This window comes from Pseudobacillus badius (assembly GCF_002189605.1).
Lineage (GTDB): Bacteria > Bacillota > Bacilli > Bacillales > Domibacillaceae > Pseudobacillus > Pseudobacillus badius.
Genome location: NZ_MWMM01000011.1, coordinates 24,936 through 49,497, shown reverse-complemented (window position 1 = coordinate 49,497; position 24,562 = coordinate 24,936). Strand labels below are relative to the sequence as shown.

Below are 24,562 nucleotides of genomic sequence, written 5' to 3'. Positions count from 1 at the left end.
TCCTCCCCAGTTGGTATGATTGTTGCATATTTTTTTGTATCAGCATCTGGAGGAGGAGAAACCATGATAGAAAACAAACAGCTTATTATTTGCCGCTGTGAAGAAGTCACTTACGAACAGCTGCAATCGACCGCCCGGCAGCATACATGCTCAGCGCGGGAATTAAAGCTCCGGACACGAGCAGGCATGGGGTTTTGCGGCGGCCGCACCTGCCGGATCGCCCTTGATGCCATTATGGACTCGTTCATTCCGGACGAAAACAAGGCGGTCATTCCATTGAAATATCAGCCTCCGATCCGACCGGTATCTTTCGGAACAGTAGGTGGGCGTCATGACTAGAATTATCGATCACGCGATTTTAGGAAAGCTGGACAGCCTGAAAAAAGTGTCCTTTCAGTTTAACGGGAAAAGCTATGAGGCTTATGAGCACGAAACAGTTGCCGCAGCTTTGCTGGCTAACGGCATCCGGCAGCTGCGTGTTCATGAGGAAAGCGGCACTCCCCGAGGCATTTATTGCAACATCGGGCACTGCATGGAATGCCGGGTAACAGTCAATCATCAGCCTAACGTACGGGCCTGCTTAACAAAGGTGGAAGAAGGCATGGCGATCGAAAGCGGGCGCCGGCACCCGACGCCGCTGAAGAAAACGGAGGGATTGCAATGACAGACTTGATTGTTATCGGCAGCGGACCGGCTGGACTAGCTGGGGCCATTGCCGCAGCCGGCACGGGCTTGAGGGTGACGGTTGTCGATGAATTTATCCGCCCTGGCGGCAGGCTCCTGGGACAGCTGCACCAGGAGCCGTCAGGTGAATGGTGGAACGGGATCAAAGAAGCCGAGAAGCTCCAGCACGAAGCGCATGCTTTAGGAATCAATATCCGCTGCGGTGTCTCTGTCTATAATATAGAAACAGCTGAAGCCGGATGGAAAGTCTATACAAACGAAGGCGTGCTGGAAGCCCCTTTTGTGTTAATAGCCACCGGGGCGGCCGAATACCCGATCCCGGTGCCGGGCTGGACCTTGCCGGGTGTTATGTCCATCGGGGCCGCTCAAGTCATGACAAATGTCCATCGGGTTCAAGCGGGAAGAAAAGGCATCATTATCGGCGCAAATATTTTAGCTTTTGCCATTTTGAACGAGCTGCAGCTGGCAGGAATAAAAGTGGACCGGGTGGTACTGCCTGAGAAAAACGCCGTCAGCCGGCAGGCAGGGGAGCCGGAAGCAGTCATCCGCTCACTTTTGAACGCCGCACACCTGGCCCCATCCGCTCTCCTGCGCTTCGGCAGCCGGTTGATGAAAAATGAAACCATCCGAAACATAGGTACACGTTTCTACCCTAAGAACGGCTTGAAAATTAACGGAACGCCGCTGCAGCTTCGAAAAGCGGCAGTAGAAATCATCGGCACAGAACAAGTGGAAGGGGTGCGGACCGTTGATATTGATGCATACGGACACGTCATTCCAGGCACAGATCGCCTGTATGAAGCCGATTTTGTCTGCATCGCAGGCGGTTTGTATCCGCTGGCAGAACTCGCCGCCGTGGCTGGATGTCCCTTTGAATATATCCCTGAACTTGGCGGTCATGTCCCCCGCCATTCCGAAACGATGGCCACCCCGCTTCCTGGGCTGTTTGTTGCCGGGAATATTACCGGCATTGAAAGCGGCAAGGTGGCAATGGCCCAAGGCACTGCAGCCGGTCTTTCTATCGCTAAACAGGCTGGAAAACAGGCCGCTGCAAGTGGCCGCCAGCTTGAGCAAGCCATCGAACATGTCCGGACGATCCGCCAGCAAGCGGCTATCCAGTTTCATCCTGACATTGAGCTGGGCCGAAGCCAGATGAATGAACAGTGGAAAGCCCATGAAGGAACTTCTGTTCAGCCTGGGGAAAAGATCGGCTAAAACAAGCGCTCACCTCCATTGGCCACCGGGGGTGAGCACCTGGATAGCAGATGATAAAAATAGGATCACTCCGTCATGGTAGCGAAGTGATCCACTGCTTTTAGCCTTTCAGCAGCTATTTTCCTTTACAGGTCTATAAGCGTTCCGACCTTTTTTTGCAGCGCTTTTTCATAGATATACTTAGCTACTATGATATCTGCTACCGCTAGACCGACAGATTCAAAGACGGTGATCTCTTCCTCCGTTTCCCTTCCCTTCAGTTCTCCACCGATGATTTCTCCCAGTTCTCCGTAAATATCACCCGCCTTAAATATTCCTTCTTGTATCGGGATTTGCAAGTCCCCTGTTTCTTCTAACGCCGCTTCTCTTGATTCCACCACGACCTTATGGGCAGAAGAAATCGCATGAGACGGCAGCTCCTGCATCGTTGGCCGAAAGGAACCGACAGCATTCACATGAACACCTGGCTGTAAACGTTCGGAAAAAACGGGTGTTGAAGAATTTGTCGCTGTCACGATAATATCTGCATTCTTTACTGCTTCATCAGCCTTTGTGTAAACGTGAACATGTTTATGAAATGAGTGTCTAATATATTCAGCTAGCTCATGCACCTTTTGCTCTGAGCGGTTGTAAAGGGACACTTCTTCAATGTCACGGACAGCGATCATCGCTTCAACAAGCCCTTTTGCCTGTCCTCCTGTGCCAATAATGGAAAGTTTGTTTGAATCGGGGCGGGATAAGTACTTTGTTGCCACCCCGGACAAAGCGCCGGTTCTGCACATCGTTAAGTAAGAACCCTCCAAGAGGGCAACCGGTTCTCCCGTCCTAAAATCCAACAGGATCACCGTGCCTGTTATCGTCTGTTTTCCCAGCTTTTTATTATTCGGGGCTACCGTTACTACTTTTACTCCCATACTGCCCGCCGCATCCGCTGCGGACGGCATGACCAATGCTGTATTTTGACCATCGTTGAAAGGAAGAGCGGCACGGATAGGCGTGACGGTCCTTCCGGATGAAAATTCCTTTAACGCCATCGCTGCGTGTTCAATCAATTCCTTCATATCTATTAAAGTTTTTTGCTCGTGTGCACGTATGATTAACATGGTTGATTCTCCTTTTTATTTCAATGTTGTACTGGGGCTCTTGGTTTATCTTGCTGAAGAAGCAGTTAAGCTAATAAAAAGCCGTTATTGAGCCGGTCACGGGGATCAATAACGAATTGATGAAACCCTGTAATGAACGCTTCCCCTGCAATCTTTGGAATGACCGCTTGATACTCGCCAATCTTCGTTACTGAGCATACTTCTCCGACGAATTGCCCGTCCGTGATGCTTTCATGAACAAACCTTTCCCCGGCCGCCAGTGCGCCCCGTTCATAAAGAGCGGCTATCCTCGCCGCAGTTCCTGAACCGCACGGTGAACGGTCCACCTGCTGATCGGCAAAAATAGTTACATTGCGCAGATCAGCCGTTTCACTTTTCGGTTCATCAGAAAAAATAACGCCGTACATTCCATGAATTTCTTCATATGGGTGCTTCACGTCTATTTGACTTTCGATGTAACGCTTAATTTTGTCTCCCCATATTTTTAAAGCTCCTAAATCGGCAGAGGATACCCTCAAATCGACCTCTTTGCTATCGACCACGGCATAAAAGGCACCTCCGTAAGAAAGGTCCGCTGTAAACTCATAGCCATCGATTTGAATCGGCACCTCTTTTCTGTAAACAAAAGAAGGCACGTTTTCGAACGCTACTGATTTGACCGCGGTGCCCTCACATTCAGCATACGCAGTGACAGGACCACATGGGCAGTCAATGGTAAACTTTCGGCTGCCGCCTTCTGCCTGATATATTCCCGTCTCAATGGCCATTGTCACCGCCGCAATGACACCGTGGCCGCACATCGTACTCCAGCCTTCATTGTGCATAAACAACACACCGAAATCAGAACCGGGATTAGCCGGAGGGGTCATGATGCACCCATACATATCGTAATGGCCGCGCGGCTCATGCATTAATATTTTCCGAATATGGTCTAAGTGCTCCATGCAATATGCTCGCCTCTCCAGCTGAGTTTTCCCTTGGATCTCCGGCAATCCCCCGGTAATGATGCGCAGCGGTTCTCCTGCCACATGAACATCAATCGTTGTAAACAGATGGTTGAAATGCATCCTATCTCCCCCTAAGTAAATAATAACATGCTTAATGACTACGGCTTCTAAGGGTCAGTCATTGAACGGCTTGCATACTGCCGCCTTCCCTTCCTTCTGCATCATGCAGGACTCGTGCCAACCTCAAAGCATTCATTCATAATTTTCAACAAATGTTTATAGACACAAATGTATATCTGAGATTTCTGGGCGCCTGCAGACTAAGCTAATGAGACAACCTCAATGACGGTGAAAAAAAGCAAACGGAAGAAACACTCTCTGCTTAGAAGAAGGGGTAATGAGGGCTTATTATGGAGAAATTTGGCTTTCATCTGAAACAAACGGCTGGGAACTGACCCGGCTGCCGCAGAACAACGTTAAAAGTAAAGCGACATTCCTTACTTTTCATCAATCAAGAAAACAGCTTTTTGGGAAACACGTTCTGCCTGTCAAATGATCAGACAGGTAGATTAATGTGAAAACCCCAAATACAAATAACCTCGCCTTAATTTTTCAGCGAGGTTAAAATAAAAATTGTTTGATTTTTGATCAAAATCTTTTCGCCAAACTAAAAAACAACTATAAAGCCATTTAAAAATTTAAGCTGTCTTTCATACCGATATCGATTAATTTTTCGGTTTAAAACTGTAGATAGCATTTGTTAATCTATACTGGATACGCTCAAATGTTTTTGCCTCACGCGATCCAAGTTGATTATATTCATAGTATGGGTGTTCGCCAACGCTTTGATAACAGTAATAGTAGTTATTATACTTTTTGATTAAATCATAGGGTGCCGATTGATAAAAATCCCATTTTGATGCCGGGATGATGTGAATAGAGGCAAGGTAAGGCTCAAAGCCAAGATGTGTAGTGTTGTTATAATAAAAGTGCGTCGACAGGACTCCATCTTTCTTTTTCTCCTCCTCAACGGTCACTTTAGTCTTTATGTAATTAGGCAATTCAAGTTGATAATTAAAACTAGTGCTGTAAAGGGTAAAAGTTTTGAAGTCATCACTCAATGCTTTTGCCAGAAAGACAGAAAACTGAGCCCGGGTAAGCGTTGCATCTGGCTTAAATGTCCCATCTGGATAGCCTACAGTAATATTGTGCTCTGCTAAGGCAGAAATGTACGGGCGGGCCCAATGGCTTGATGGTACATCTTTAAAGCTCATATTCTTGGAAGCTTTCAGTTTAAAAGCCGAAGCGATCATCCTTGCCATTAATTGGCGTGTCATAGGCTCATTAGGTTTCAAATAAGTGCTTTTTGGAAAAAGTCCTTCGTCCATAATAGCCGCAGTATGTTTATAGCCGCTACTCATCGCGGATAAATCTTTGAACCCAGGATCCGGGCGGTTTGATAGGTCTAATTTTAATGCATTGGCCAGTAAAATCATTGCTTGTATGCGCGTTACAGGTGCCTGCGGGCGAAAGGAAGCATCGTAAAACCCATTAATAACTTTCTTGCCCGTTAAGTATGTAATTTCATCTTTTGCCCAATAGGTATTGCCCACATCTTTAAATGCAGCTGAAGCAGCTATAGAACTAGTGAAAAATAAACAACAAGCTATGAGCATACTAAAAACTTTTTTCAAAAGTACCCCTCCATCCTTATCAGTTAGACTACTTACAAACTCTTTTTAAGTTACCATATCACCAGCAAAAAGGATATATCATTATGAATAATATTACATACTATCAATAAACTGGTATTTATTTTAAAAACGGAGCGGCGAGTTCTGCCCGCGCTTGACTAGAGCCGGCGTCACCCCACAAAGCGAAGCGCTGGTTAGAGTCTGTTCAAAGTATTGTTAACAGTTTTCTCATTTAGGTTCTACTTAGAATGATGCCACTGCAGGGATTATAAAAATAAGAAAATACCCTATCCATCTTTAAGAAAGTCCTGCACATACATTAGAAACTTCTTAGTAGCCGGGGAAATATTTTTCATAGAGCTCACCGCAATTCCGAGGGAGCGGAAAATAGGCTCGTCTATCTCTTTCAGATGAATGTTGCGTTGTTGTCCCCGGAGGACGAGTTCGGGAAGGATGCTGATGCCCAGCCCCATTTCGACCATTGCCATAATGGCGTAGTCATCGCCTGCCGTAAATTTAATGTCCGGCTTGATGGCAGCTTTTGTGAGAACGCGATTGATATCATCGTCGGAGCCTTTGCGCGGCATGATAAACGGCTCATCTTTGATCTCCGACAGATCGATCACGGGGCAGGTGCTTAACGGGTGCTCAGGAGGAAGCAAAATGAGCATTTGATCCTGCTGCAGCGGGATGGCTTCAATTTTGCTGCAGGTTGGAAGGGACACAAATCCGCAATCAACCTCGCCGCTCATAATCCACTCCTCCATTTGGCGATAATCTCCTTCGGCCAAATGGATCGTGATCCTTGGAAAGTCCTGCTGAAAGCGCTTAATAATGGCCGGCAGCCAATGTACGGAAACACTTGTGAAGGTGCCGACATAAACCGTTCCGGCTTCCATTCCATGAATGGCCGCGATCTCCTGTTCCAAATGCTCATTCCATTTCAATATTTCTCTTATCGTTCTTACCACTTGTTCACCGTTTCTAGTCAATTTAATTCCGGAACGGCCGCGCCGGATAAGCAGGAACCCAAACTCCTCTTCCAGGCTGTTGATGATATGGCTAACCCCTGATTGTGTATAACCCATCACTTCCGCAGCTTTTGTCAGACTCCCATAGTGAATCACTTTCATCAATACCTTATATTTGCTGATGCTCATAAATGCCCCCTCTTTATATTAGTTTTTCTCATGTTTCTCATAAGAAACATTCGTTTTACTTGTATATCTAAGCTTAGTATACTGAATTTACTGAAAGGAGGGGAGTGGAATGAATGCATTTAAGGCAGATTTATTAATGCTATTTGTTACGCTTTGCTGGGGATCATCCTATCTTTTTATGAAGATGGGGTTAGCTTCCCTTTCCGAATTCAATGTCATCGCCCTGCGGTTTGGCTTGGCTTTTCTGCTGTCAGCCGCTTTCTTTCACCGGCGCTTGCGCTTGATGGATCGGGAAGCGTTAAAGTTTGGCCTGCTTTTGGGGAGCGTCTTGTTTCTTGTCTTTACGATGCTTACTTACGGTTTAAGAACAACATCTGCTTCTAATGCAGGCTTTTTAGTCAGCTTAACGGTCATCTTCGTTCCGCTTCTTCATTCCTTTATGCTCAAAAACAAGCTGGACGCCAAGCTGATGGCTAGTACATTGCTGGCCTTAACAGGCATTGGCCTGCTTACGATTCAACCGCCCTTCCGTATTTTGACCGGAGATCTATTATGTGCAGCGGCGGCGTTTTTCTATGCTTTACATATTATTCTGGTTGAACAAGCGGCCCAAAAGGCGGATCCCTTAAATGTAGGGATCATCCAGTTAGGAGTGGCGGGTTTACTCGGCTTTGTATTTTCGCTGATGCTTGAAACGCCCTCCTTGCCCGCTTCTGCGGAAGGCTGGATCGCCATCTTAATGCTAAGCATTGTATGCAGTGCCTTCGGCTTCATTATTCAAACGGTTGCCCAAAAATACACTTCTTCGACGAAAACGGGGCTGATCTTTTCCATGGAGCCTGTCTTTGCCGCTTTATTCGGCTTTTTATTTATGAAAGAAGTGATGAATGAAACAGAAATTCTTGGCGCTTCCCTTGTCTTGTTCAGCATTGTTGCCACCAGCCTGAAGCGAGGCAAGGCATCACTTGCCGCTGAGCGCGGAAAAGCAGGAGCCTAGACAAAAAAGGTACTTCTGACACCTTATTTACGGTCTTGCACCAGTTTGCGAAGGCACTTCACCAAGTGCCTTCGTTTTTTCAACAGCTGTTTGTCTTCTGCAGCCAAAAGTGTCTGAGCTTGAACATTTCTCCTTAGTGAATCGCGATGTAAATTTCAACTTCCCCGGCAGGATAATATTTTTCAAAGTCGCATGAATAAGTTCTTTTTAATAAACCGGCTTCTTCCTGATCCCATATCTTGCTCCACGCCTTCAGCAGCCCCTGTTCATCGGCGGTATCCACCTTAAACACTTCATATCTATCGTGATTCGGCAAATGAAACCGGGCTCCCCCGCGATCTTCTTCAATGGCGACGCTTAATGAATAGTCCCCCCTGTAATTACTCTGGTAGTCATAATAAAGTCCATATACATTTCCCCGATACTTTCCCAGTTGGCGAAAAGCCTCTTCCCACATCGTTTGAATCTTGCTCATCATTTGCTCATCCTCAAAGTTATTCGTTCGGATGCTATTTATTGCGTACAGGTTCATGCTTGAGCTCCTTTTTAATCAGTCAGATTTTATTTTTTACAAAAACAAACATTTGTTCCTGATTTTGATTATAGAACATATGTTTGTTTTTATCAACCTTAAAAATCTATCAACAAATGAAGAAAAAAAGAAAACAACGTTTAAAGAAAGAAATCTTGATTCTTTGTAGTAAACTTGATCGTTCACCCAAACCGGATTAAGTGACATCAAACAGCAAGTTGATGGCTCTTCTTGGCGTCTCTTCAAAATTTTCTCTTGCACCTCCAGCTACGTAAGGCTTTATAGTGAATATATACTTTTTAGGGAGGAATCGCGATGCAAGAACAAAACAAGTATTCCGTTGGAGAATTTTCGGAAAAAACGGGGATCTCTATTCGTACGTTGCATTATTATGATGAAATTGGCCTTCTGCAGCCAGAAAAACATCCATCGTCTGGACACCGCATTTACACCCATCAGGATATTCTCACCTTACAGAAAATTATCAGCTTAAAGTTCCTTGGATACAGTTTAAATGAGATTATTCATTTGATGCACGAACCGCGTTTTACCGTTGATCTCAACGAAACGTTAACCTTTCACTTCCAAGCGCTAGAAAAAGAAAAAGAGCGGATTGACCAATCAATGGCTGCCATTAAAAGAGTGATTAGACTGTTAGAAGAAGAAGGAGAAGTGGATAGCGCCATCTTATTCAGTCTCATTCATGGCATGCAAACAGAAAACATCCAAAAAGAATGGATGGAACAGCACCAGCTGTCGGATGTGATGGAGGGGCTGTCAAAGAAAACCGAAGAGGAAAAAATCACACTGGATCAGACCTTTATTCAATTGGCTAAGGAAGTAAAGCAGCTCTACGGCAAGCCTGCAGAGGACCCAGAAGTACAAGAAATGATTCAAACCTATCTTGAAGCCTCTCTTGAGTTTCTTGGCGAGGATTTAATTCAAACACTAGCCGATCTTAATGTAGCGGAATTAGAACCGGATATCGAGGAATTGGAGAATATATCACCATCTCCATTCACAGAAGCTGAACAATCATGGCTCAACGCGGCAATGGAATACTATATGAAACACCAAGACTTCAAGTGGAACTTCTGGGGGGATGAAAAACCAAGAAGCTAAGAGGCTAACAGCGGCAAAGATGATAGTGCCATAGGTAGCTTCAAAAGATATCACGCAAGACAAACGTGGTTCGGAATGAAAGCAGCCCGAACCGCTTTTCGTTTTTTAGATAACTTTCCAGTCATTCGCGAGAAAGACAGGCCTCTCCAAGTCGATGATTCAGGCCACTTTCGGGTTCTGCCAAGTCCAGTTGGCCATTTACTTGAGAATCATCGCAGCGAAAGAAAGCATCGACAACTTCTCCAAGCTCCCTATCGTCTGCTCCATTTGACGAACCAGATAATTCCCTGGCACAAGCTGATCTAGAGCAACCCTATCCATTTGGTCCCGTTGCATAGGATGGTGTTTGGGAAGCCTCTTCCTCACCTCAAGTTCTTTATACAACTGTCCTCTTTTTGTGCACTTGGTTGATTGGAATGGAAGGCGTGAAGACTCCGGCGGGACCTGCGGGACAGGTGAGACCCCGCAGGAGCCTTGGCGCCGAGGAGGCTCACCGCCCGCCCCGCGGAAAGCGAAACGCCTGGAGTGGAAAGCAACCGACCTATCCACATACAAAATAAAAAGCACAGATGATGTTTCATTCAGCCGCTTGATAACGGCAGGATGATTCCATTTTCAAACCGCTATAGCCATATGGCTGTCCTCTTTTTATACTTCGGTTGATTGGAATGGAAGGTGTGAAGACTCCAGCGGGACCTGCGGGACAGGTGAGACCCCGCAGGAGCCTTAGCGCCGAGGAGGCTCACCGCCCGCCCCGAGGAAAGCGAAGCGCCTGGAGTGGGAAGCAACCGACCTATCCATAAACAAAAGCTACATAATGGTTATTATGTAGCTTTTGACAATGAACTTTGTATGGGACCTCTAACAAGATATGGCTTGAAAGTACCTTCTTAGCCTCACCATACCATCGAACGTTTTCTGATCTGTCCCCGGTGCTCTTCCTCCCAACCTCCAAGCATGAAAATGAATTTATACCGATCTCTCCGCCAGATCGACATGTTCAAAATGCTCCACCACTGGAAATGGGTCATAAAAATGATGCAATAGCCGTTTCCACTCTTGATAATCCTGAGATTGCCTAAATCCCACGGTATGGTCTTCTAACGTTTCCCAATTGACTAAAAGCAGATACTTTCCCTGTGCTTCCATACATTTATGAAGAGTATGGTTCACATACCCCTTCATTGATGAAATAATGGCAGAAGCTTGCTTGAACGTTTTCTCAAATTCACTTTCTCTTCCTTGCTTTACCTGAAGCATGGCAGCTTCTAGTATCATGAATCATCATCCTTTTGATTTTTATATATCGTACATTACTATAAAGCCCTATACAGAAGACTCATCCACTCGTTATCTGCTCATCTGCAAACCTGCATCGTTATCAAAACAAAAACGTTAAGCAGAGAAACCCTTTAATGTTATATATTGTAAAATAGGCTATAAGGAGGGCACAAATGCCGCCCGATCCATCCATTCTTGTCCTTAACACCACACGGTTCATTGAGCGGTTCCTGTGCGCTATAAAAGGGAGTGGAGGTCCGCTCAACGAACCGATGGCTTTTTTATCAAATATTAATTTTCAGGACTCTTCCCATCTTGCCTAATTCAGAATCAATGTACTCTTTGCTGTAGTCATAGCCAATCAGCGCAATGACTTTGCCTGTAGCGTCTATCACTGGCGCGAGGCTTGTTTTCCATTCGCCATAGATATCTCTATATAGCTTGGTTACTCCGACCCGTCCCTTCACTGCATCGGCAGCTACTTTTGCAAATTCCGGCGTTCCTTCGTATAATTGCCCAGGCTGCATGGTAAAGTCTTTGTCCGCAGCCAGCGTCCTAAACATTTTATTGTCAACCATATCGAAAATGAAAGCCCATTTAATGCCCCCTGCCTGTTTTCTGATCATCGTCAGCTGGCTCTGCAGCTTTTGAAAGATCGGATTGGAGAAAGAAGGTTCCCTCTTTAATTCGCTAACTTCTTCCGGCTGTATGATGGCCGCTGTAGCTATGGCCACGGAGCGCAGCCGGGTATTCAGCTGATTTTCGAGGATATCTCTTTTTGCAGACGGGACTGCGGTCTGTTCCGACAGTTTCGCCAAAATCTTCTTATACTTTCTGCTCATTGTAGGCTGGCTGACATCGAGTACCTTGGCTGCCAATTTAATCGACTTGTATTTTTCCATAGCCATATTGATTAATTGTTCTTCCACGAGATCCATCGCTTCTTGAAGCGGCATCAGGTGATTAAATATGGGCGGCGATGCTTGCGCAGCCTCTTGCTCAAGCGGGAAAAATTCCTGAACCGCAGAAGCATCTACTATCGCCTCTTTGCTTGTCACAACCATTCTCTCAATCACATTTTCAAGCTGCCTGATGTTTCCCGGCCATTCATAGATCGACATCAAATCAATGGCATCTTGATTAATTTGAATAGCCCTGTCATACAGACCATTGTATTTATGCAAAAAGAAGCTAATTAAATAAGGGAGTTCTTCAATTCTTTCCCTCAATGCGGGAATCTTTATAGGAATCACATTGAGGCGATAGTAGAGATCTTCCCTGAATTTCCCTTTATTCACCAGGCTTTTAATATCCTTATTGGTAGCCGCAATAATTTGGATATCAAGTTTGACGGTATCCGAGCTTCCCAAACGGGTGACTTCCCTTTCCTGCAGAACCCTCAGCAATTTCACCTGGAGATTGATCGGCATCTCGCCGATTTCATCGAGAAAAAGAACTCCTTTATTCGCCAGTTCAAACTTGCCCAGCGCGCCGCTCTTCCTTGCACCGCTAAAGGCCCCTTCCTCATAGCCAAACAGTTCGCTTTCCAGCAGGTTTTCAGGAATGGCTCCGCAGTTCACGGCGATAAACGGCTTGCTTTTTCGAATGCCGAGATCGTGAATGGCCCGTGCTATGACTTCCTTGCCCACTCCGGATTCCCCCAGCAAAAGAACCGAGGACGAAACTTTTGCGGCCATTTCAACCGTGCTCAAAACATCCATCATTTTTTGGCTCTTCACAATAAACAGCCTGGAAATGTCTTTCGGGAGCGATTTAGAAAAATCAATTTTATCTTCCACAACGTTTTCCATTAAAATACTGTCGCTTCTCGAAAGAGCTTTAAGTCCCCATGTGCAATATTTTTTGCCGTCCAGTTCATGCGCCGGATAATAAGTGATCAGGATTCTTTGGTTATTCCAAGTCGTTTGGATAATCGACCTTTTCTCTTCATTCACCAGCTCGTCCAGGGATGTTTCATTATAAAAAGTTGTTTTCCCAATCTCGAATAAGTTCATGCCGGCCAAATCACATGTGTTTTCTTTAATTTTTAGAAATTTTCCGAAATTTTCAATTATAAATCCGTGCTCATCCGTGATTATCAATTCATCATATATCCTCAAAAGAGTTGACTGTAACACATCAGTAAGGACAGTATGCACGTAAATCAACACCTTCCCCCCATTTTATCCCCCAAGGGTATTTCAATTTTAAATGAAAATTTCATAAATGGAAATGCGTTTTTTGTAGAAAGCTGTTTTGTAAGGGTTTTCAGACGGCACGGAAGTTGCAATATTAAAATAAATCTCAATATTCTAATCATTGTAAAGAGGGGGAAGTTCTGTTGAAAAAAGAAAGCATGATTGAAAAAAATATGGCATCTGCAGATACATTTGTAAAGAGTTTGTATACCGACCTGCATGACCGGATTCAAAGCTACGAGCAAGAAGAAGCCAATGCTGACAAAATGAGAATCAGCCATACCATTCCCGAATTGGCGATAATCGGGGCAATTTCAGTATTCTTGCTGTTTGTTATTTTCTAAAGCCTTAATGCTCTATAGCCAGGTGAAATGCCCGTCACCTGCTAAATAAAAATACCCGGAGGTTAAAATGAGTAAAAACAATTCCGCTATTTCAAAAGATGTAGCCTTTGGCTTTCTGCCTGCACAAAAAAGTGACCGCGTGTTTGGCTTTTGGGATTTGGTTCTCATTCAAGTGGGAATCGGCATTTCTTGTATCTGCATACTTGTAGGCGGATATACGGGGATGATGCTCAGCGCGCAAGAAGCCATCGCGTCCATTTTGTTTGGAAATGCCTTGCCTTTCCTGTTAATTGCGCCGATCATTCTTCTTTTTTCCAGGTACGGCGTGGATACTTTCATCGGTTTCCGCAGTGCGCTGGGTTACTTAGGCTCAAATATCTTTTATTTTATCTTCATGTTCCTTACGATCGGCTACATGTCCATTGCCTTCTTTATGGCGGGACAAGCATTGGTCAAGATTGCTTCTGTGGCGGGCCTGCCGGAATTTTTCACAACTAGGACAACCGGAGCGCCTTTCTTTGCCATCATCATCTTTGCCATTGTCTTTTTGATCACTTTTCAAGGACCGCTAGTCATGCGCAAATTCAATTTAATAGGCGTTCCAGCGATTTTATTGATGACTTTAGGTCTCATCGCCCTTTTAATGCTCGGGCAAGGACTGGATAAAATATTCTCTTTATCGCCGCCTGAACCTTATGATGAGCATTCCCGCTCACTTATTACAGCGTTAGAAATCAATATCGGGCTTGGGTTCTCCTGGCTTCCTTATCTCGGCCAATACAGCAGGCTGGCCAAGAGTGAAAAGTCCGCGTTTAAAGCCGGATTCTTCAGCTACGGGATTATCGTGAATGTCGCTGTAATATTGGGAGCCCTGGCGGCACTAGTAGTGGCCTCCTTAGATCCAACTGATTGGATGTTCGCGATCGGCGGCACATGGATTGGCATTATCGGCCTTTTGCTGCTTACCCTTGGAAATATCACGGCAGGAACCTTCCTGATGTATTCACAAGCAATCAGCTTTAAAACCGTGTTTCCAAAGAAATCCTGGACGGCGGCCATGGCAACGGCGATACCGACTGTCCTGTTATTGTTAAGCGCTTCTTTTTACGATGCGTTCGGATCTTTCATCACTGTGATTTCCTATATCATGGCGATATTTGGAGGAATCGTCATTGCTGACTTTTTCTTCGTAAAAAAACAGAAGATTTCCATCCGGGATCTTTACGATACAAACGGAAGCTATTATTACTGGCGAGGAGTGAACCCATCCGCCATTGTAAGCTTTATCATTGGCACGGTGGTGTATTGGAGCTTGTACAATCCGGTAGCTGATACGTCGAGCAGCTTGTTCTACTATATGTCCGCTGGGATTCCGGCATACTTTGCGGCAGGGATATGCTATTACGTTTCAGCCAAGTACATCTTTTCGTATGATGCCGATCTAAGCGTGACCAGCACTTCTTTGCCGTCCAAAAGCAACGACGCTGTTTAATCCGGAAAATTTACTTTTGAAATAAAATTTCCAAATTGAAATCATCCAGGCGAATGCAAAGCTCACTTATCCTGATGCAGCCTGGCATTCTTCGAAAATAACGCTTGGCACGGATATTGCAACTACTGAATCAAGAAAACGATTTCACAAAAATTATTGGAAGGAGGGATACTTTGACTATCTTGGCAATTGGGTTAAATCATGAGCGGGCTCCCCTGACCATCAGGGAACAGACGCACTTTGACATGCGCGAAAAGAAGGAGATGGAACTTCAATTAATCTCTAATCCCGTCATTAAAGAATGCTTGGTTCTCAGTACATGTAACCGGACAGAGATTTATGCAGCTGCAGACAATCTTTGTTTGGCAGCAAAGCTAGTAAAAGAAAAGCTGCTGAAAAAAGTGACCAAACACTATCACACAGCCGAAAAAGCAGTTTATGTGAAAGCCAATGATGAGGCTGTTGCTCATTTATTTAGCGTCATTTGCGGTCTAGACTCCTTAGTTATAGGGGAAGCGCAAATCCTCGGGCAGGTTAAACGGGCATTTTTCGACAGCCAAGAGAGCGGTCACACCGGCCGGCTGTTCAACCGTCTTTTTCAGCAGGCGATAACGATTGGAAAAAGAGCGCATACGCAAACAGCCGTAGGAAAGCAAGCGGTTTCCATCAGCTATGCAGCGATTCAAATGCTGAAGCAGAAAACTCCTCCATTAGAGCGGAAAAAAGCCCTGCTCATTGGCGCAGGAACGATGAACAAGTTAGCTGCCAGGCACTTAAAGGAAGCAGGATGCAGCCAGCTGTTTTTTACAAACCGCACATTAAATAAAGCGGAAGAATTAGCCGCTGTCCATAATGGGAACGCTGCCCCTTTGGATCAGTGCTTGCAGCTGCTGGAGCAAGTTGATGTAGTCATTTGCTCTATCGATAAAGCGGATTATCTGCTGAACAAAGCAGATGTAATCAACCTTGCAGGAAAAAGAAAAGAACGTCCTCTTACTTTCATTGATCTCGGGGTTCCAAGAAACATAGATCCCAAAATTGGCGAACTGGACAATGTTCATTTATATGACCTGGATCATTTAAATGACATCATTGCTTCCAACCGGCAGCAACGGTTAAGAGAGGCAAATAAGATCAAGCAGCTAATAGCAAATGAAGTAAATGAATTTCATGCGTGGAGAAAAACATTGCCTGTTACGCCCCTTATCCAAGAACTGCAAGAAAAAGCTTCTGGTATCAAGGCGGAGGCAATAAAGCACATTCAAAATAAATCCCCCGGCCTCTCTGAAAAAGAAAAGCAGGTTATTTTGAAATACACAGAAATGATTTCCAATCAACTCATCCGCCAGCCGATTCTTATGCTGAAAGAGATTGCTTCGCAGGAAGAGACTCCTGAAAAAAAGGTGGAATATCTGAAATTAATTTCCAGAATATTCGAACTGAAAAGCGAGCTGAAGCTTGACTTTGAGGCAGAACAGGCATTTCCGCATCACCTGTTAAAAGATACAGGAAGCTAATAGCAACAAGTTACTTTTACTTAAAAAGGAGAGAATCAGATGTTTAAATCAACTAATCTTGATCTGTTTACATTTCCATTTACGAATTTTAAAAATAAGACCTACCGTTATTCCAATGACTTAGTGGCTTTGAGTGAAGACAAAGTAAACTTTATGAAAATCACGCCTGAGTACAAAGTGCAAATCAAACGGAAGCGGGAGATGCTGGAAGAACAGCCGGAAGTCCGCTACCAGTCCTTCCCGCACACAATGGAAATGCAATGGGAGTTTGTGGAGCTGTTAATCGATCTGTCCATAAACAAATATCCTGAGCATTTCAGCGTGGAAAAAGACGGCGATCAATGGACATTCACGAATCATATCCTTGGAGAAACCGAAACCTTCATTTTCGGCGATGAATCCAGCCTTTCACTGGAGCCTTATGATATGATTGGCCGTCATTTCCATAATGACTTTATGTTAATGGTCAACCGAGACGACAACTTCTACTTAGAAGTCGCCCAGGAATCCTTTGCGGCGTTGTTCTCGCCAAACTGGAATCTTGGCATGTCCTTTAATGAAATACACGGGCCGGTGCCGTTTGTCAGCCGGGACGGTGTGGAACTCACTGACAGAATCAGAAAGTTCCTGCTGACCATTGAGCCGGGTGCGCCAAGAACGCGGGTAAACTGGAACCTCATGGCAGACCGCTGGGATGTCAATTATGAAACGATGGATATCTGGGGACCTGAAAGAGATAAAGTAACAGCGGAAAATGCCGGAAAGCTGGTTCATCTTCGGGTAGAAGAGCAATGGTTCATCCGTATGCCGCGAAGCAATGCCATTTTATTTGTCTTAGACACACAATTTCTCCCATTAGAAGACTTGGTGCTGAGACCGGAATGGCTGGAGACCACTTATTTCAACCTCGCGGATATTCCAGATTATATGGCGGAGTACAAAGGGATGGCGCCTTTCCTGCCTCAGTCTGTAGAGTATCTTGAAAACTTGATGAACAGTATGAAAGTGAAGTAAAAAACCAAGTAGAAAGGGAGAAGCACTTTGTATAATAGCCCAGTGTTGTATGACCAATCGGAAACAATTAAAGAAAAGCTTTCCTTTAATGATAAAAGAAAAAAGCACCTCATTATTTACGATCAAAAAGCCGCCGGCGATGTGAAACAAGCTTTAACCGCACACTCACAAGAAGAACTGGACTATGAGCCATTTGAAATTGAAGATGCTATCAAGCTTCAAGACCTGCGCACCCTGCTCTACAGCCAGAAGATGGGCACTCACCTGTACATCGCTTCAAACTGGGATCACGCGGCCACTGTTTTTGCCGAAGCCACCGAAGCAGGATTTACAGAAGATGAAATCCAGACCGTTATATATGGCCCTAAGAGGCGCTACATTTACTGCATGAAATGCTATCACACCAGTGAAATCAGCGACGGCGATGAAGTCCAGTGCGCCCGCTGCGATGCTTACATGGAAGTTGGCCCGTTTTTCTCTAAAGTTCGCAAAGGCTATATAGGATACCCATTTATCCCTAATTAACTGGATAGTACTCACAATGAAGAAAGGACCGAGGTGAAGGTTATGAGAGTCATCGGAAACATAGAAATGTACGTAGGAAAGATCGAGCAAATAACTGAAAGTGTTAAACGCTTTTATCTGTACCCTTCAGATCAGAAATTATTGCCGGCATTTACAGGCGGCGCGCATATTACCACCTATGTCGACCTGGGAGATAACATCCTCGAACGGGAGTACTCGCTCGTCAGCCATCCAACTGACCGCACGCATTATGCTATATCGATCAACCGGGACCCACATTCAAGGGGAGGATCTGCTTATTGGCATGACCATATAAAAGTCGGCGACAAGGTGATAAGCAGTTTCCCGAAAAATCATTTTACGCTAGGATTTCATGCTAAACACCACGTGTTTTATGCGGCCGGGATCGGCATTACGCCATTCCTGACAATGATGGAGGAACTCGAAGCCCAAGGGAAAACATTTGAGCTTCATTATGCGGCACGAACAAAGGAAGCATGTGCTTATCATGATTACTTACATGAAAAATATCCGGGCAAATGCACTTTCTACTTTTCAAGAAGCGATGAGCCGCAGCGCATGACACCCGAAACGATGAAGAATCAGAGAATCGGCAGCCACGTGTACTTCTGCGGCCCGGTTGCTATGGTTTCTGAATATAAAGAGGCCGCCCTATCCTATGGATACCCGGAAAAATCCATCCATTTTGAATTGTTCGCCGCTGCATCCGGAGAAAACAATCCATTTTTAGTAGAAGTGATTAACCACAATAAAGTAATCGAAGTGAACCCTGAACAAACACTGCTGGAAGCACTCCTGGATGCAGGCATCGAAGCTCCGTACTCATGCAAAGCCGGCGGATGCGGGCAGTGCGAGGTTGATGTTGTGGAAGGAGAAGTCGATCACCGGGATATCTTTTTCAGCGATGAAGAAAGAGAACAAAAGAAGATGATATTGACATGCTGCTCAAGAGCCAAGGAAGAAAAATTGGTTTTAAAACTATAACTTATGAGGTGGATCAAATATGACAGTGCAAACACAGGCAATGGAATTAAAAATGTACATTAACGGCGAGTGGAGAGATTCTCAAAACTCGGATCTAAATAAAGTAATCAATCCTGCAAACCAAGAAATTATCGCTACAGCCCCACGAGCAACAAAGGAAGAAACAGAAGAAGCGATCGCTGTGGCGAAGGCTGCATTTGAAAGCGGCGTGTGGTCTGATTTAACTACCCACGAGCGGGCTAAATACCTGAATAAAATCGCGGATAAAATTGAAGAGAACTTTGATGAACTCGTTAAATTAGAGGTAATGGACAACGGGAAGTTGAAAGCGGAAGCCGAGTTCGATATCAGCGATGCCGCTACATGCTTCCGTTATTACGCCGGTTTGATTATGACTCCTGATGGCGAGACATACCAAGTGCCTGAAGATGTACAGGCGATGGTTGTGAAAGAACCGGTCGGGGTCGCGGGCCTTATTGTTCCTTGGAATTTCCCCTTGTTAATGAGCGTATGGAAAATTGCGCCGGCGCTGGCTGCAGGGAATACTATCGTGTATAAGCCGGCGGAAGCTACTCCAATTACTGCCATGAAATTAGTGGAAATCATTGAAGAAGTCGGCGTTCCAAAAGGAGTTGTCAACCTTGTCATGGGGAAAGGCTCCGTCGTTGGCCAGACTATAGCGGAAAGCGTGGACGTTGACCTTGTATCTTTCACAGGAAGCACAGAGGTCGGGCGTGAAATTATGCGGGCATCTGCAGGAAACTTAAAGAAAGTTTCCCTGGAACTCGGCGGAAAGTCTCCAAACATTATTTTCGCTGACGCAGACTTTGAAACAGCGGTAGACTATGCTTTATTCGGCATCTTCTTCGGCGCCGGCCAAGTATGCTCATCCGGAAGCCGCATTTTGGTGGAGGAAAGCATTTATGATAAGTTCGTAGAACGCTATGTGGAACGGGCTAAACAAATTAAAGTGGGACCGGGGCTGGACGAAACGTCCCAAGTGGGCGCCATTAACAGCGAGCATCAAATGAACACCATTTTAAAATACATCGAAATCGGCAAAGAGGAAGGGGCTACCCTGGCATGCGGCGGCCGCCGTTTAACAGAAAATGGCTTAGATCAAGGCTTCTTCATTGAGCCGACCGTGTTCACAAATGTTACGTCTGATATGCGGGTCGTTCAAGAAGAAATTTTCGGGCCAGTCGTGACCATTCAAAAGTTTAAAGATGAAGCAGAAGCCATCAAATTGGCAAATGACACAGTATATGGCCTGGCCGGCGGTGTATTCTCCGGTGACGGGGCAAAAGCCATGCGGGTTATCAAGAAAGTCCGCGCCGGAATCACTTGGGTGAACTCCTATCACCCTACTTATGTAGAAGCTCCTTGGGGCGGATATAAGCAAAGCGGGATCGGCCGCAGCCTTGGAACTTACGGTTTAGATGACTTCCAGGAAATCAAGCAGATCAATGTGAACCTGGCAGTTGAACCAGTAGGCTGGTTTCCGAACGAATAATCACAGCAAAGAGAAGTGAGCTCCTCACTTCTCTTTTTTCTTGTACGAAGAATCATATAAGACAGGAGAAGGCAAGAGTTCATCGCTCTCCCTGGCTTTTCTGTGACCCGCGGACATCCTCGAATTTGTGCTAAGACATTGATCTATAATCAGGTCGCTCATGTTAAGACAAGAATGTATTTATGATATCCAAGCAGCTCTGCACGATTTCTCCTAGTGCTTCATCTCGTGCTGTGAAATTTCTCTCTTCGCTTGTGCTAATAAATCATCCAGCGTTAGTTAGTGAAGGGTCAGATGTACCCAGCCGCCCCCTTCTTATTTCCAAGCCCGTTCTGGGATATTTTTGCGACTGTTTCTGTTTTTAGAATACCGGCACCGTCATTTAGGATCATCCGGATAAACTTCATGTATTCCCCAATACTAGCATGCAATCCGTGCCCACCCATATCCATTTCGGAAGAGCCCTGCACTTTTCAGATTTAAATAGAGAAAAATAATGCTAGTAAATAAGTTAACGAGTACAATAATAGAATAGACACCTTGCAAATATTATTTATTACTTATTTTTGCATAAACAAACTCGTTGCTTGAACTCCCCTTAAAATAATCCGCATTTTCTATATACTCAACACATTTGAAACCCAAACTTTTAACAAGGTTTATCGAGCGTTCATTACGAGTATCAATGTAAGCGTAATAATCAAAATGACCAAATTGCTCCTTCGAATTTTGCAGCATGATGGACAGAGCTTTTTTTGCATAGCCAGCTCCCCATTTTTTTGGGTCTAAAATGTACGCTATCGAAATAATTCTTTTATCTAACTGAACAGTAGCCTGAAGTGTCCCTATATATAATTTTTCGCTAGACAAATAAATCGCATAATTTAGCCAGACTTCTTCTTTTCTTAAAGAGCCCTTACTAAACATTTTATATTTCTCTTTCAACGTTTCTACTGCTGCTGGGGCATTTTCTGGAATATAGGTATAAATTCTGTCATCCTGCATCATTTCGTAAAGATGGATAGCATGAGAAGGCTGTAAGTCCTCCAAAATGATATCGTTGTCATTTATATTATTCTTTTTCAAGACGTATACCCTCTCTTTCGAATGGAGACCTTTTTGTGCTCTTTCCCTCAGTTATTAAGTAGATAAAGCCCACTATCATTATTGATAGGCCACTGAAAAAAATATACTTCTAATATCACCAAAATTTTGTATAATTCCTCCTAACAGTAAACCAGCAATAGAAAAAAACCTAATGGCCGAAATCTGGATCGAATTCTACAATTTCAGGGCTTTCATTTGTTTGTTCACCGTCATAAAACCAAAGTTCGTATTTTGCATCATTTGTAATTGTTTTTAGTTCACCAAATGCTTCTGTTACCTCTTCTTTTGTAAGGTTTTCTTTTGCGTTTTTTGCCACAGCCTCTTTTGTAATATGCGGAGGCTTAGCTGAACATGCGCTTAGCACAAGTATAATGATTAAGATGGCAAACAGAGAGATTTTTTCAATTTAAAAGCACTTCCTTTTGTATATAACTTTATTCTTAACTCTTACAAAAAACCTATAGGGAATCCTCCATTATTCATCGAAGGTTGTGGCTTTCTCGTCAACTGCGGAATTTTTGTCGCCAGTAATTGAATCAAATAAAAACCTTACAAAGAGCACTAAAAGTCCACTAAACAATATATTTTTTAGTGCTTTAACTCCTTTTATTTGAAATTACTTTGTAATTTCTCGAATATATTTATTCATGTGCTTCCAGTAACCTTCTAACACTTCTAATTCTTCAAATGACATTTTAAATAAATTTATATCTAGCATTTCAACAAACTGGTCTAACAAGACGTTATATGGATTGTTTTTATCCTGTCGATCCATCCCATTATTCAAAACAAAGCTTAACAAACGACTATAGACCCCATTAGCAAACTCATTTAAGATTTCAATTTTAAACGTCTTATCGTAATCGAGTTTAGTGGTATAATTCTCTGGTGTTTCCATATTATCGCTCCATTTCTCTTTGTTTATCTCATGCTTATAAGCCTTTTCAAATTCGCTCCCAGTGATTTTCTCTTTTAGCGGAGACCCGAACCTCATTGGAAACTTCTTCATTTGATGATTTAATTCTGCCTATGCGCTTTTAAACGACGGATATAAGATTGCAAAAAAAGATAAAGAGTGGTCAAAGGCATGAAATAAAGCAAGACAACAGGAAACACTAGCCTATATAGATCCTCAAAAAAACCAAAATACGTGTAGTTATCATAGATGTAGAGAAACAAGAAAAAAGTAGAAACAAGCAACAGCGCTTCGGCAGTATTTATTGTAAATATTTTGTTTGTTTTCAAAAAACCCCTCCCTTTTTATTACTAATTCGGTATAACTTAACCACATTATACCAAATTAGTAATATTTAAACACAACCACTTTCACAAGCTCGCCCTCTCGTTCTACCTCTAAAATGATTTCGTACTGAAATACCTTTCTATAAAAAACAAAGGGACTTACTCAAACGAATATGAGTAAATCCCCTTTCTTTTTCCTTCAAGTTCTTTAAAGTCCCATTCAGCTGACTGGCCAACTTCTGGTTTTCTTTAGCGAGATTCATAGGGAGAATTTTCTCCATTCGGCTTTTCAACCGCTTGTTGTCCCTGGCCACCAGCCACTTTTTCTAAAATAAAAACATTCCCACACCCTGAACTATACCCCGGATAGCGGACACTGATAAAAAAGTGCCCCTATCCGGGGTTTTTTGTGTTTCAATAGATTTAATGAATATGGGCGGAGGATTATCATGAGTAAGAATATTTATAATGAATTCCAAATTAAAGAGCTTGAGAAGAACCCTAATGTACTGAGTGCTTCTGAAAGGTCAATTTCATATAGTCCTGTGTTTAAACTTAAAGCAGTTGTGGATTACAAAGCCGGAAAAACACCCTCGCAAATCTTTATTGAACAAGGCTTTGACCTAGACATGATCGGTAAGGAACAACCCAAACGTTGTCTTAAGCGTTGGAGGGAGTCTTATGAAAGGTTTGGGGAGGAAGGTTTCCTTACGGAACGCAGAGGCAAAGGAAGTACAGGACGTCCTTCTTCGAAGGGAATTTCTGTGGAAGAGAAATTACAAAAAGCTGAATCAAGAATTAAATTCCTTGAGGCAGAGAATGACTTCCTAAAAAAGCTGGAAGAGCTAGAAAGGCAGGCGTTGAAGAAGAAACGATTTTAACGGCAGCTGAGAAGTTTTCCTTGATCGAGAAAACGATAAGAATACACCAGTTGAATAAAGCTGTTTCCTACCTTTGCGAACTGGCAGGTGTCAGTCGAAGTGGCTACTATGATTGGCTTAAGGCTGCACCATTACGGGCACAACGTGACGAGCAGGATGAATTGAATATAGTCATCATCCAAGAAATATTCAAAAGCAAAAAAGAAAAAGTAGGTGCGCTCCAGGTTAAAATGATCATGCAAAATGATTATTCAGCTGTAATGAACCACAAGAAAATTAGACGTTTGATGGCAAAATATAATCTTGTAACCAAGGTGAGGAATGCCAATCCATATCGCAAAATGGCCAAGGCAACACAGGAACATCGAACCTGCCCGAATCTTCTTAATCGTGAATTCAATCAGGAAGAACCAGGGAAGGTCCTGCTTACTGACATTACCTATCTCTATTATGGAAAGGGCCGAAAAGCATACTTATCCTGCGTAAAGGACGGGGCTACAAGGGAAATACTTGCGTACCATCTTGCCACGTCTTTAGAGATGGATATTGTCTATGAAACATTGAAAAAGTTAAAGGCAGCTGTTGGCAATCAGTTTCATCCAGAAGCCATGTTGCATTCCGACCAAGGGATGCACTATACGCATCCTCTATTCCAAAGCAAAGTGAAAAGGCTTGGCTTAACTCAATCAATGTCCCGAAAGGGAAACTGTTGGGATAATGCACCAATGGAGAGCTTCTTTGGACATTTTAAAGATTTAGCAGAATATAAATCACTTGAAAATTTGAAGGAAGTTAAGCAAGAAGTAAATCGAGTAATCGAAGAATATAATCATTACCGTTATCAATGGGGCTTAAATAAAATGACCCCGGTACAATACCGGGACCACTTATTAGCCGCTTAGGCGCTTTTTAAACTGTCCGTAAATGGGGGCACAGTTCACCCCGCTTCGGTGCTTTTTTAAAATTAAGCTTGCTTTTTATGCAAACAT

Annotated in this window: 23 protein-coding genes; 13 read left to right on the top strand and 10 right to left on the bottom strand. The window is 43.9% G+C overall.

Going from position 1 to position 24,562, the window contains the following annotated elements; translation table 11 throughout:
- Window positions 1-63: 63 nt before the first annotated feature.
- Genes B1A98_RS15305 through B1A98_RS15295 form a run of 3 tightly spaced genes read left to right on the top strand, consistent with a single transcriptional unit; the run spans window position 64 to window position 1,899 of the window.
- Entirely contained in the window at window positions 64-339 is a 276-nt protein-coding gene (locus B1A98_RS15305; protein WP_041114126.1) for a (2Fe-2S)-binding protein, read from the top strand.
- Window positions 332-664 (top strand): (2Fe-2S)-binding protein, encoded by a 333-nt coding sequence (locus tag B1A98_RS15300; RefSeq protein WP_063386161.1) that lies wholly within the window; start codon window positions 332-334, stop codon window positions 662-664. The genes B1A98_RS15305 and B1A98_RS15300 overlap by 8 nt, the downstream gene beginning before the upstream one ends.
- Window positions 661-1,899 (top strand): NAD(P)/FAD-dependent oxidoreductase, encoded by a 1,239-nt coding sequence (locus B1A98_RS15295; protein WP_063386162.1) that lies wholly within the window; start codon window positions 661-663, stop codon window positions 1,897-1,899. The genes B1A98_RS15300 and B1A98_RS15295 overlap by 4 nt, the downstream gene beginning before the upstream one ends.
- Before the next feature lie 125 nt (window positions 1,900-2,024).
- Here the strand turns inward: B1A98_RS15295 and B1A98_RS15290 are convergent, their stop codons facing one another.
- From B1A98_RS15290 to B1A98_RS15275, 4 genes are all read right to left on the bottom strand, one after another.
- A complete protein-coding gene (locus tag B1A98_RS15290) occupies window positions 2,025-3,002 on the bottom strand; it encodes an ornithine cyclodeaminase family protein (RefSeq protein ID WP_063386163.1) in 978 nt (325 codons plus the stop codon).
- Between the two features lie 65 nt (window positions 3,003-3,067).
- Window positions 3,068-4,069, bottom strand: coding sequence for a proline racemase family protein (locus B1A98_RS15285; protein WP_041114130.1), 1,002 nt, complete (start codon window positions 4,067-4,069; stop codon window positions 3,068-3,070).
- 605 nt (window positions 4,070-4,674) lie between these two features.
- Window positions 4,675-5,643, bottom strand: coding sequence for an S-layer homology domain-containing protein (locus B1A98_RS15280; protein ID WP_052477357.1), 969 nt, complete (start codon window positions 5,641-5,643; stop codon window positions 4,675-4,677).
- Between the two features lie 287 nt (window positions 5,644-5,930).
- Entirely contained in the window at window positions 5,931-6,803 is an 873-nt protein-coding gene (locus tag B1A98_RS15275) for a LysR family transcriptional regulator (RefSeq protein WP_041114131.1), read from the bottom strand.
- A gap of 109 nt (window positions 6,804-6,912) precedes the next feature.
- Between B1A98_RS15275 and B1A98_RS15270 the strand changes: the two genes are divergently transcribed.
- Complete coding sequence (locus B1A98_RS15270; RefSeq protein ID WP_041114132.1) at window positions 6,913-7,800, top strand: DMT family transporter; 888 nt, start codon at window positions 6,913-6,915, stop codon at window positions 7,798-7,800.
- 133 nt (window positions 7,801-7,933) lie between these two features.
- Here the strand turns inward: B1A98_RS15270 and B1A98_RS15265 are convergent, their stop codons facing one another.
- Window positions 7,934-8,332: a GyrI-like domain-containing protein gene (locus tag B1A98_RS15265; RefSeq protein WP_041098791.1), complete on the bottom strand. Its 399-nt coding sequence runs from the start codon at window positions 8,330-8,332 to the stop codon at window positions 7,934-7,936.
- Window positions 8,333-8,647: 315 nt separating this feature from the next.
- Between B1A98_RS15265 and B1A98_RS15260 the strand changes: the two genes are divergently transcribed.
- Window positions 8,648-9,454, top strand: a complete 807-nt coding sequence (locus tag B1A98_RS15260; protein WP_052475210.1) for a MerR family transcriptional regulator — start codon at window positions 8,648-8,650, stop codon at window positions 9,452-9,454.
- 969 nt (window positions 9,455-10,423) lie between these two features.
- Here B1A98_RS15260 and B1A98_RS15250 read toward each other — a convergent pair.
- Both B1A98_RS15250 and B1A98_RS15245 read right to left on the bottom strand, forming a co-directional pair.
- Complete coding sequence (locus B1A98_RS15250) at window positions 10,424-10,732, bottom strand: antibiotic biosynthesis monooxygenase family protein (protein WP_041114133.1); 309 nt, start codon at window positions 10,730-10,732, stop codon at window positions 10,424-10,426.
- Window positions 10,733-11,019: 287 nt separating this feature from the next.
- Window positions 11,020-12,894, bottom strand: a complete 1,875-nt coding sequence (locus tag B1A98_RS15245; RefSeq protein ID WP_231557208.1) for a sigma-54 interaction domain-containing protein — start codon at window positions 12,892-12,894, stop codon at window positions 11,020-11,022.
- 182 nt (window positions 12,895-13,076) lie between these two features.
- Between B1A98_RS15245 and B1A98_RS15240 the strand changes: the two genes are divergently transcribed.
- From B1A98_RS15240 to B1A98_RS15210, 7 genes are all read left to right on the top strand, one after another.
- Entirely contained in the window at window positions 13,077-13,277 is a 201-nt protein-coding gene (locus B1A98_RS15240; RefSeq protein WP_041098796.1) for a hypothetical protein, read from the top strand.
- A 67-nt stretch (window positions 13,278-13,344) separates the two neighbouring features.
- The gene (locus tag B1A98_RS15235; protein WP_041098798.1) at window positions 13,345-14,769 is read left to right on the top strand and encodes a purine-cytosine permease family protein; all 1,425 of its coding nucleotides are present in this window, start codon (window positions 13,345-13,347) and stop codon (window positions 14,767-14,769) included.
- A 173-nt stretch (window positions 14,770-14,942) separates the two neighbouring features.
- Entirely contained in the window at window positions 14,943-16,286 is a 1,344-nt protein-coding gene (hemA, locus tag B1A98_RS15230; RefSeq protein ID WP_052477359.1) for a glutamyl-tRNA reductase, read from the top strand.
- Window positions 16,287-16,325: 39 nt separating this feature from the next.
- Window positions 16,326-17,300 carry a heme-dependent oxidative N-demethylase family protein gene (locus tag B1A98_RS15225; RefSeq protein WP_041114134.1) on the top strand — a complete coding sequence of 325 codons (975 nt, stop codon included), beginning with the start codon at window positions 16,326-16,328 and terminating at the stop codon, window positions 17,298-17,300.
- A gap of 27 nt (window positions 17,301-17,327) precedes the next feature.
- Window positions 17,328-17,825 carry a hypothetical protein gene (locus B1A98_RS15220; RefSeq protein WP_041098802.1) on the top strand — a complete coding sequence of 166 codons (498 nt, stop codon included), beginning with the start codon at window positions 17,328-17,330 and terminating at the stop codon, window positions 17,823-17,825.
- 42 nt (window positions 17,826-17,867) lie between these two features.
- Complete coding sequence (locus tag B1A98_RS15215) at window positions 17,868-18,830, top strand: PDR/VanB family oxidoreductase (protein ID WP_041114136.1); 963 nt, start codon at window positions 17,868-17,870, stop codon at window positions 18,828-18,830.
- 19 nt (window positions 18,831-18,849) lie between these two features.
- On the top strand, window positions 18,850-20,343 hold the full coding sequence (locus tag B1A98_RS15210; protein WP_052475213.1) for an aldehyde dehydrogenase family protein: 1,494 nt from the start codon (window positions 18,850-18,852) through the stop codon (window positions 20,341-20,343).
- A 549-nt stretch (window positions 20,344-20,892) separates the two neighbouring features.
- Here the strand turns inward: B1A98_RS15210 and B1A98_RS15200 are convergent.
- The 3 genes from B1A98_RS15200 to B1A98_RS15195 form a co-directional block, all read right to left on the bottom strand.
- A complete protein-coding gene (locus tag B1A98_RS15200) occupies window positions 20,893-21,429 on the bottom strand; it encodes a GNAT family N-acetyltransferase (RefSeq protein WP_041114137.1) in 537 nt (178 codons plus the stop codon).
- Between the two features lie 169 nt (window positions 21,430-21,598).
- Complete coding sequence (locus B1A98_RS20535; protein ID WP_156141486.1) at window positions 21,599-21,766, bottom strand: hypothetical protein; 168 nt, start codon at window positions 21,764-21,766, stop codon at window positions 21,599-21,601.
- A 300-nt stretch (window positions 21,767-22,066) separates the two neighbouring features.
- A complete protein-coding gene (locus tag B1A98_RS15195) occupies window positions 22,067-22,444 on the bottom strand; it encodes a hypothetical protein (RefSeq protein WP_231557204.1) in 378 nt (125 codons plus the stop codon).
- A gap of 697 nt (window positions 22,445-23,141) precedes the next feature.
- Between B1A98_RS15195 and B1A98_RS15185 the strand changes: the two genes are divergently transcribed.
- A protein-coding gene (locus B1A98_RS15185) for an IS3 family transposase (protein WP_087903777.1) occupies window positions 23,142-24,475 on the top strand; the annotation gives its coding sequence in 2 pieces (ribosomal slippage) (window positions 23,142-23,514 and window positions 23,514-24,475; 1,335 coding nt in all).
- Window positions 24,476-24,562: the final 87 nt, after the last annotated feature.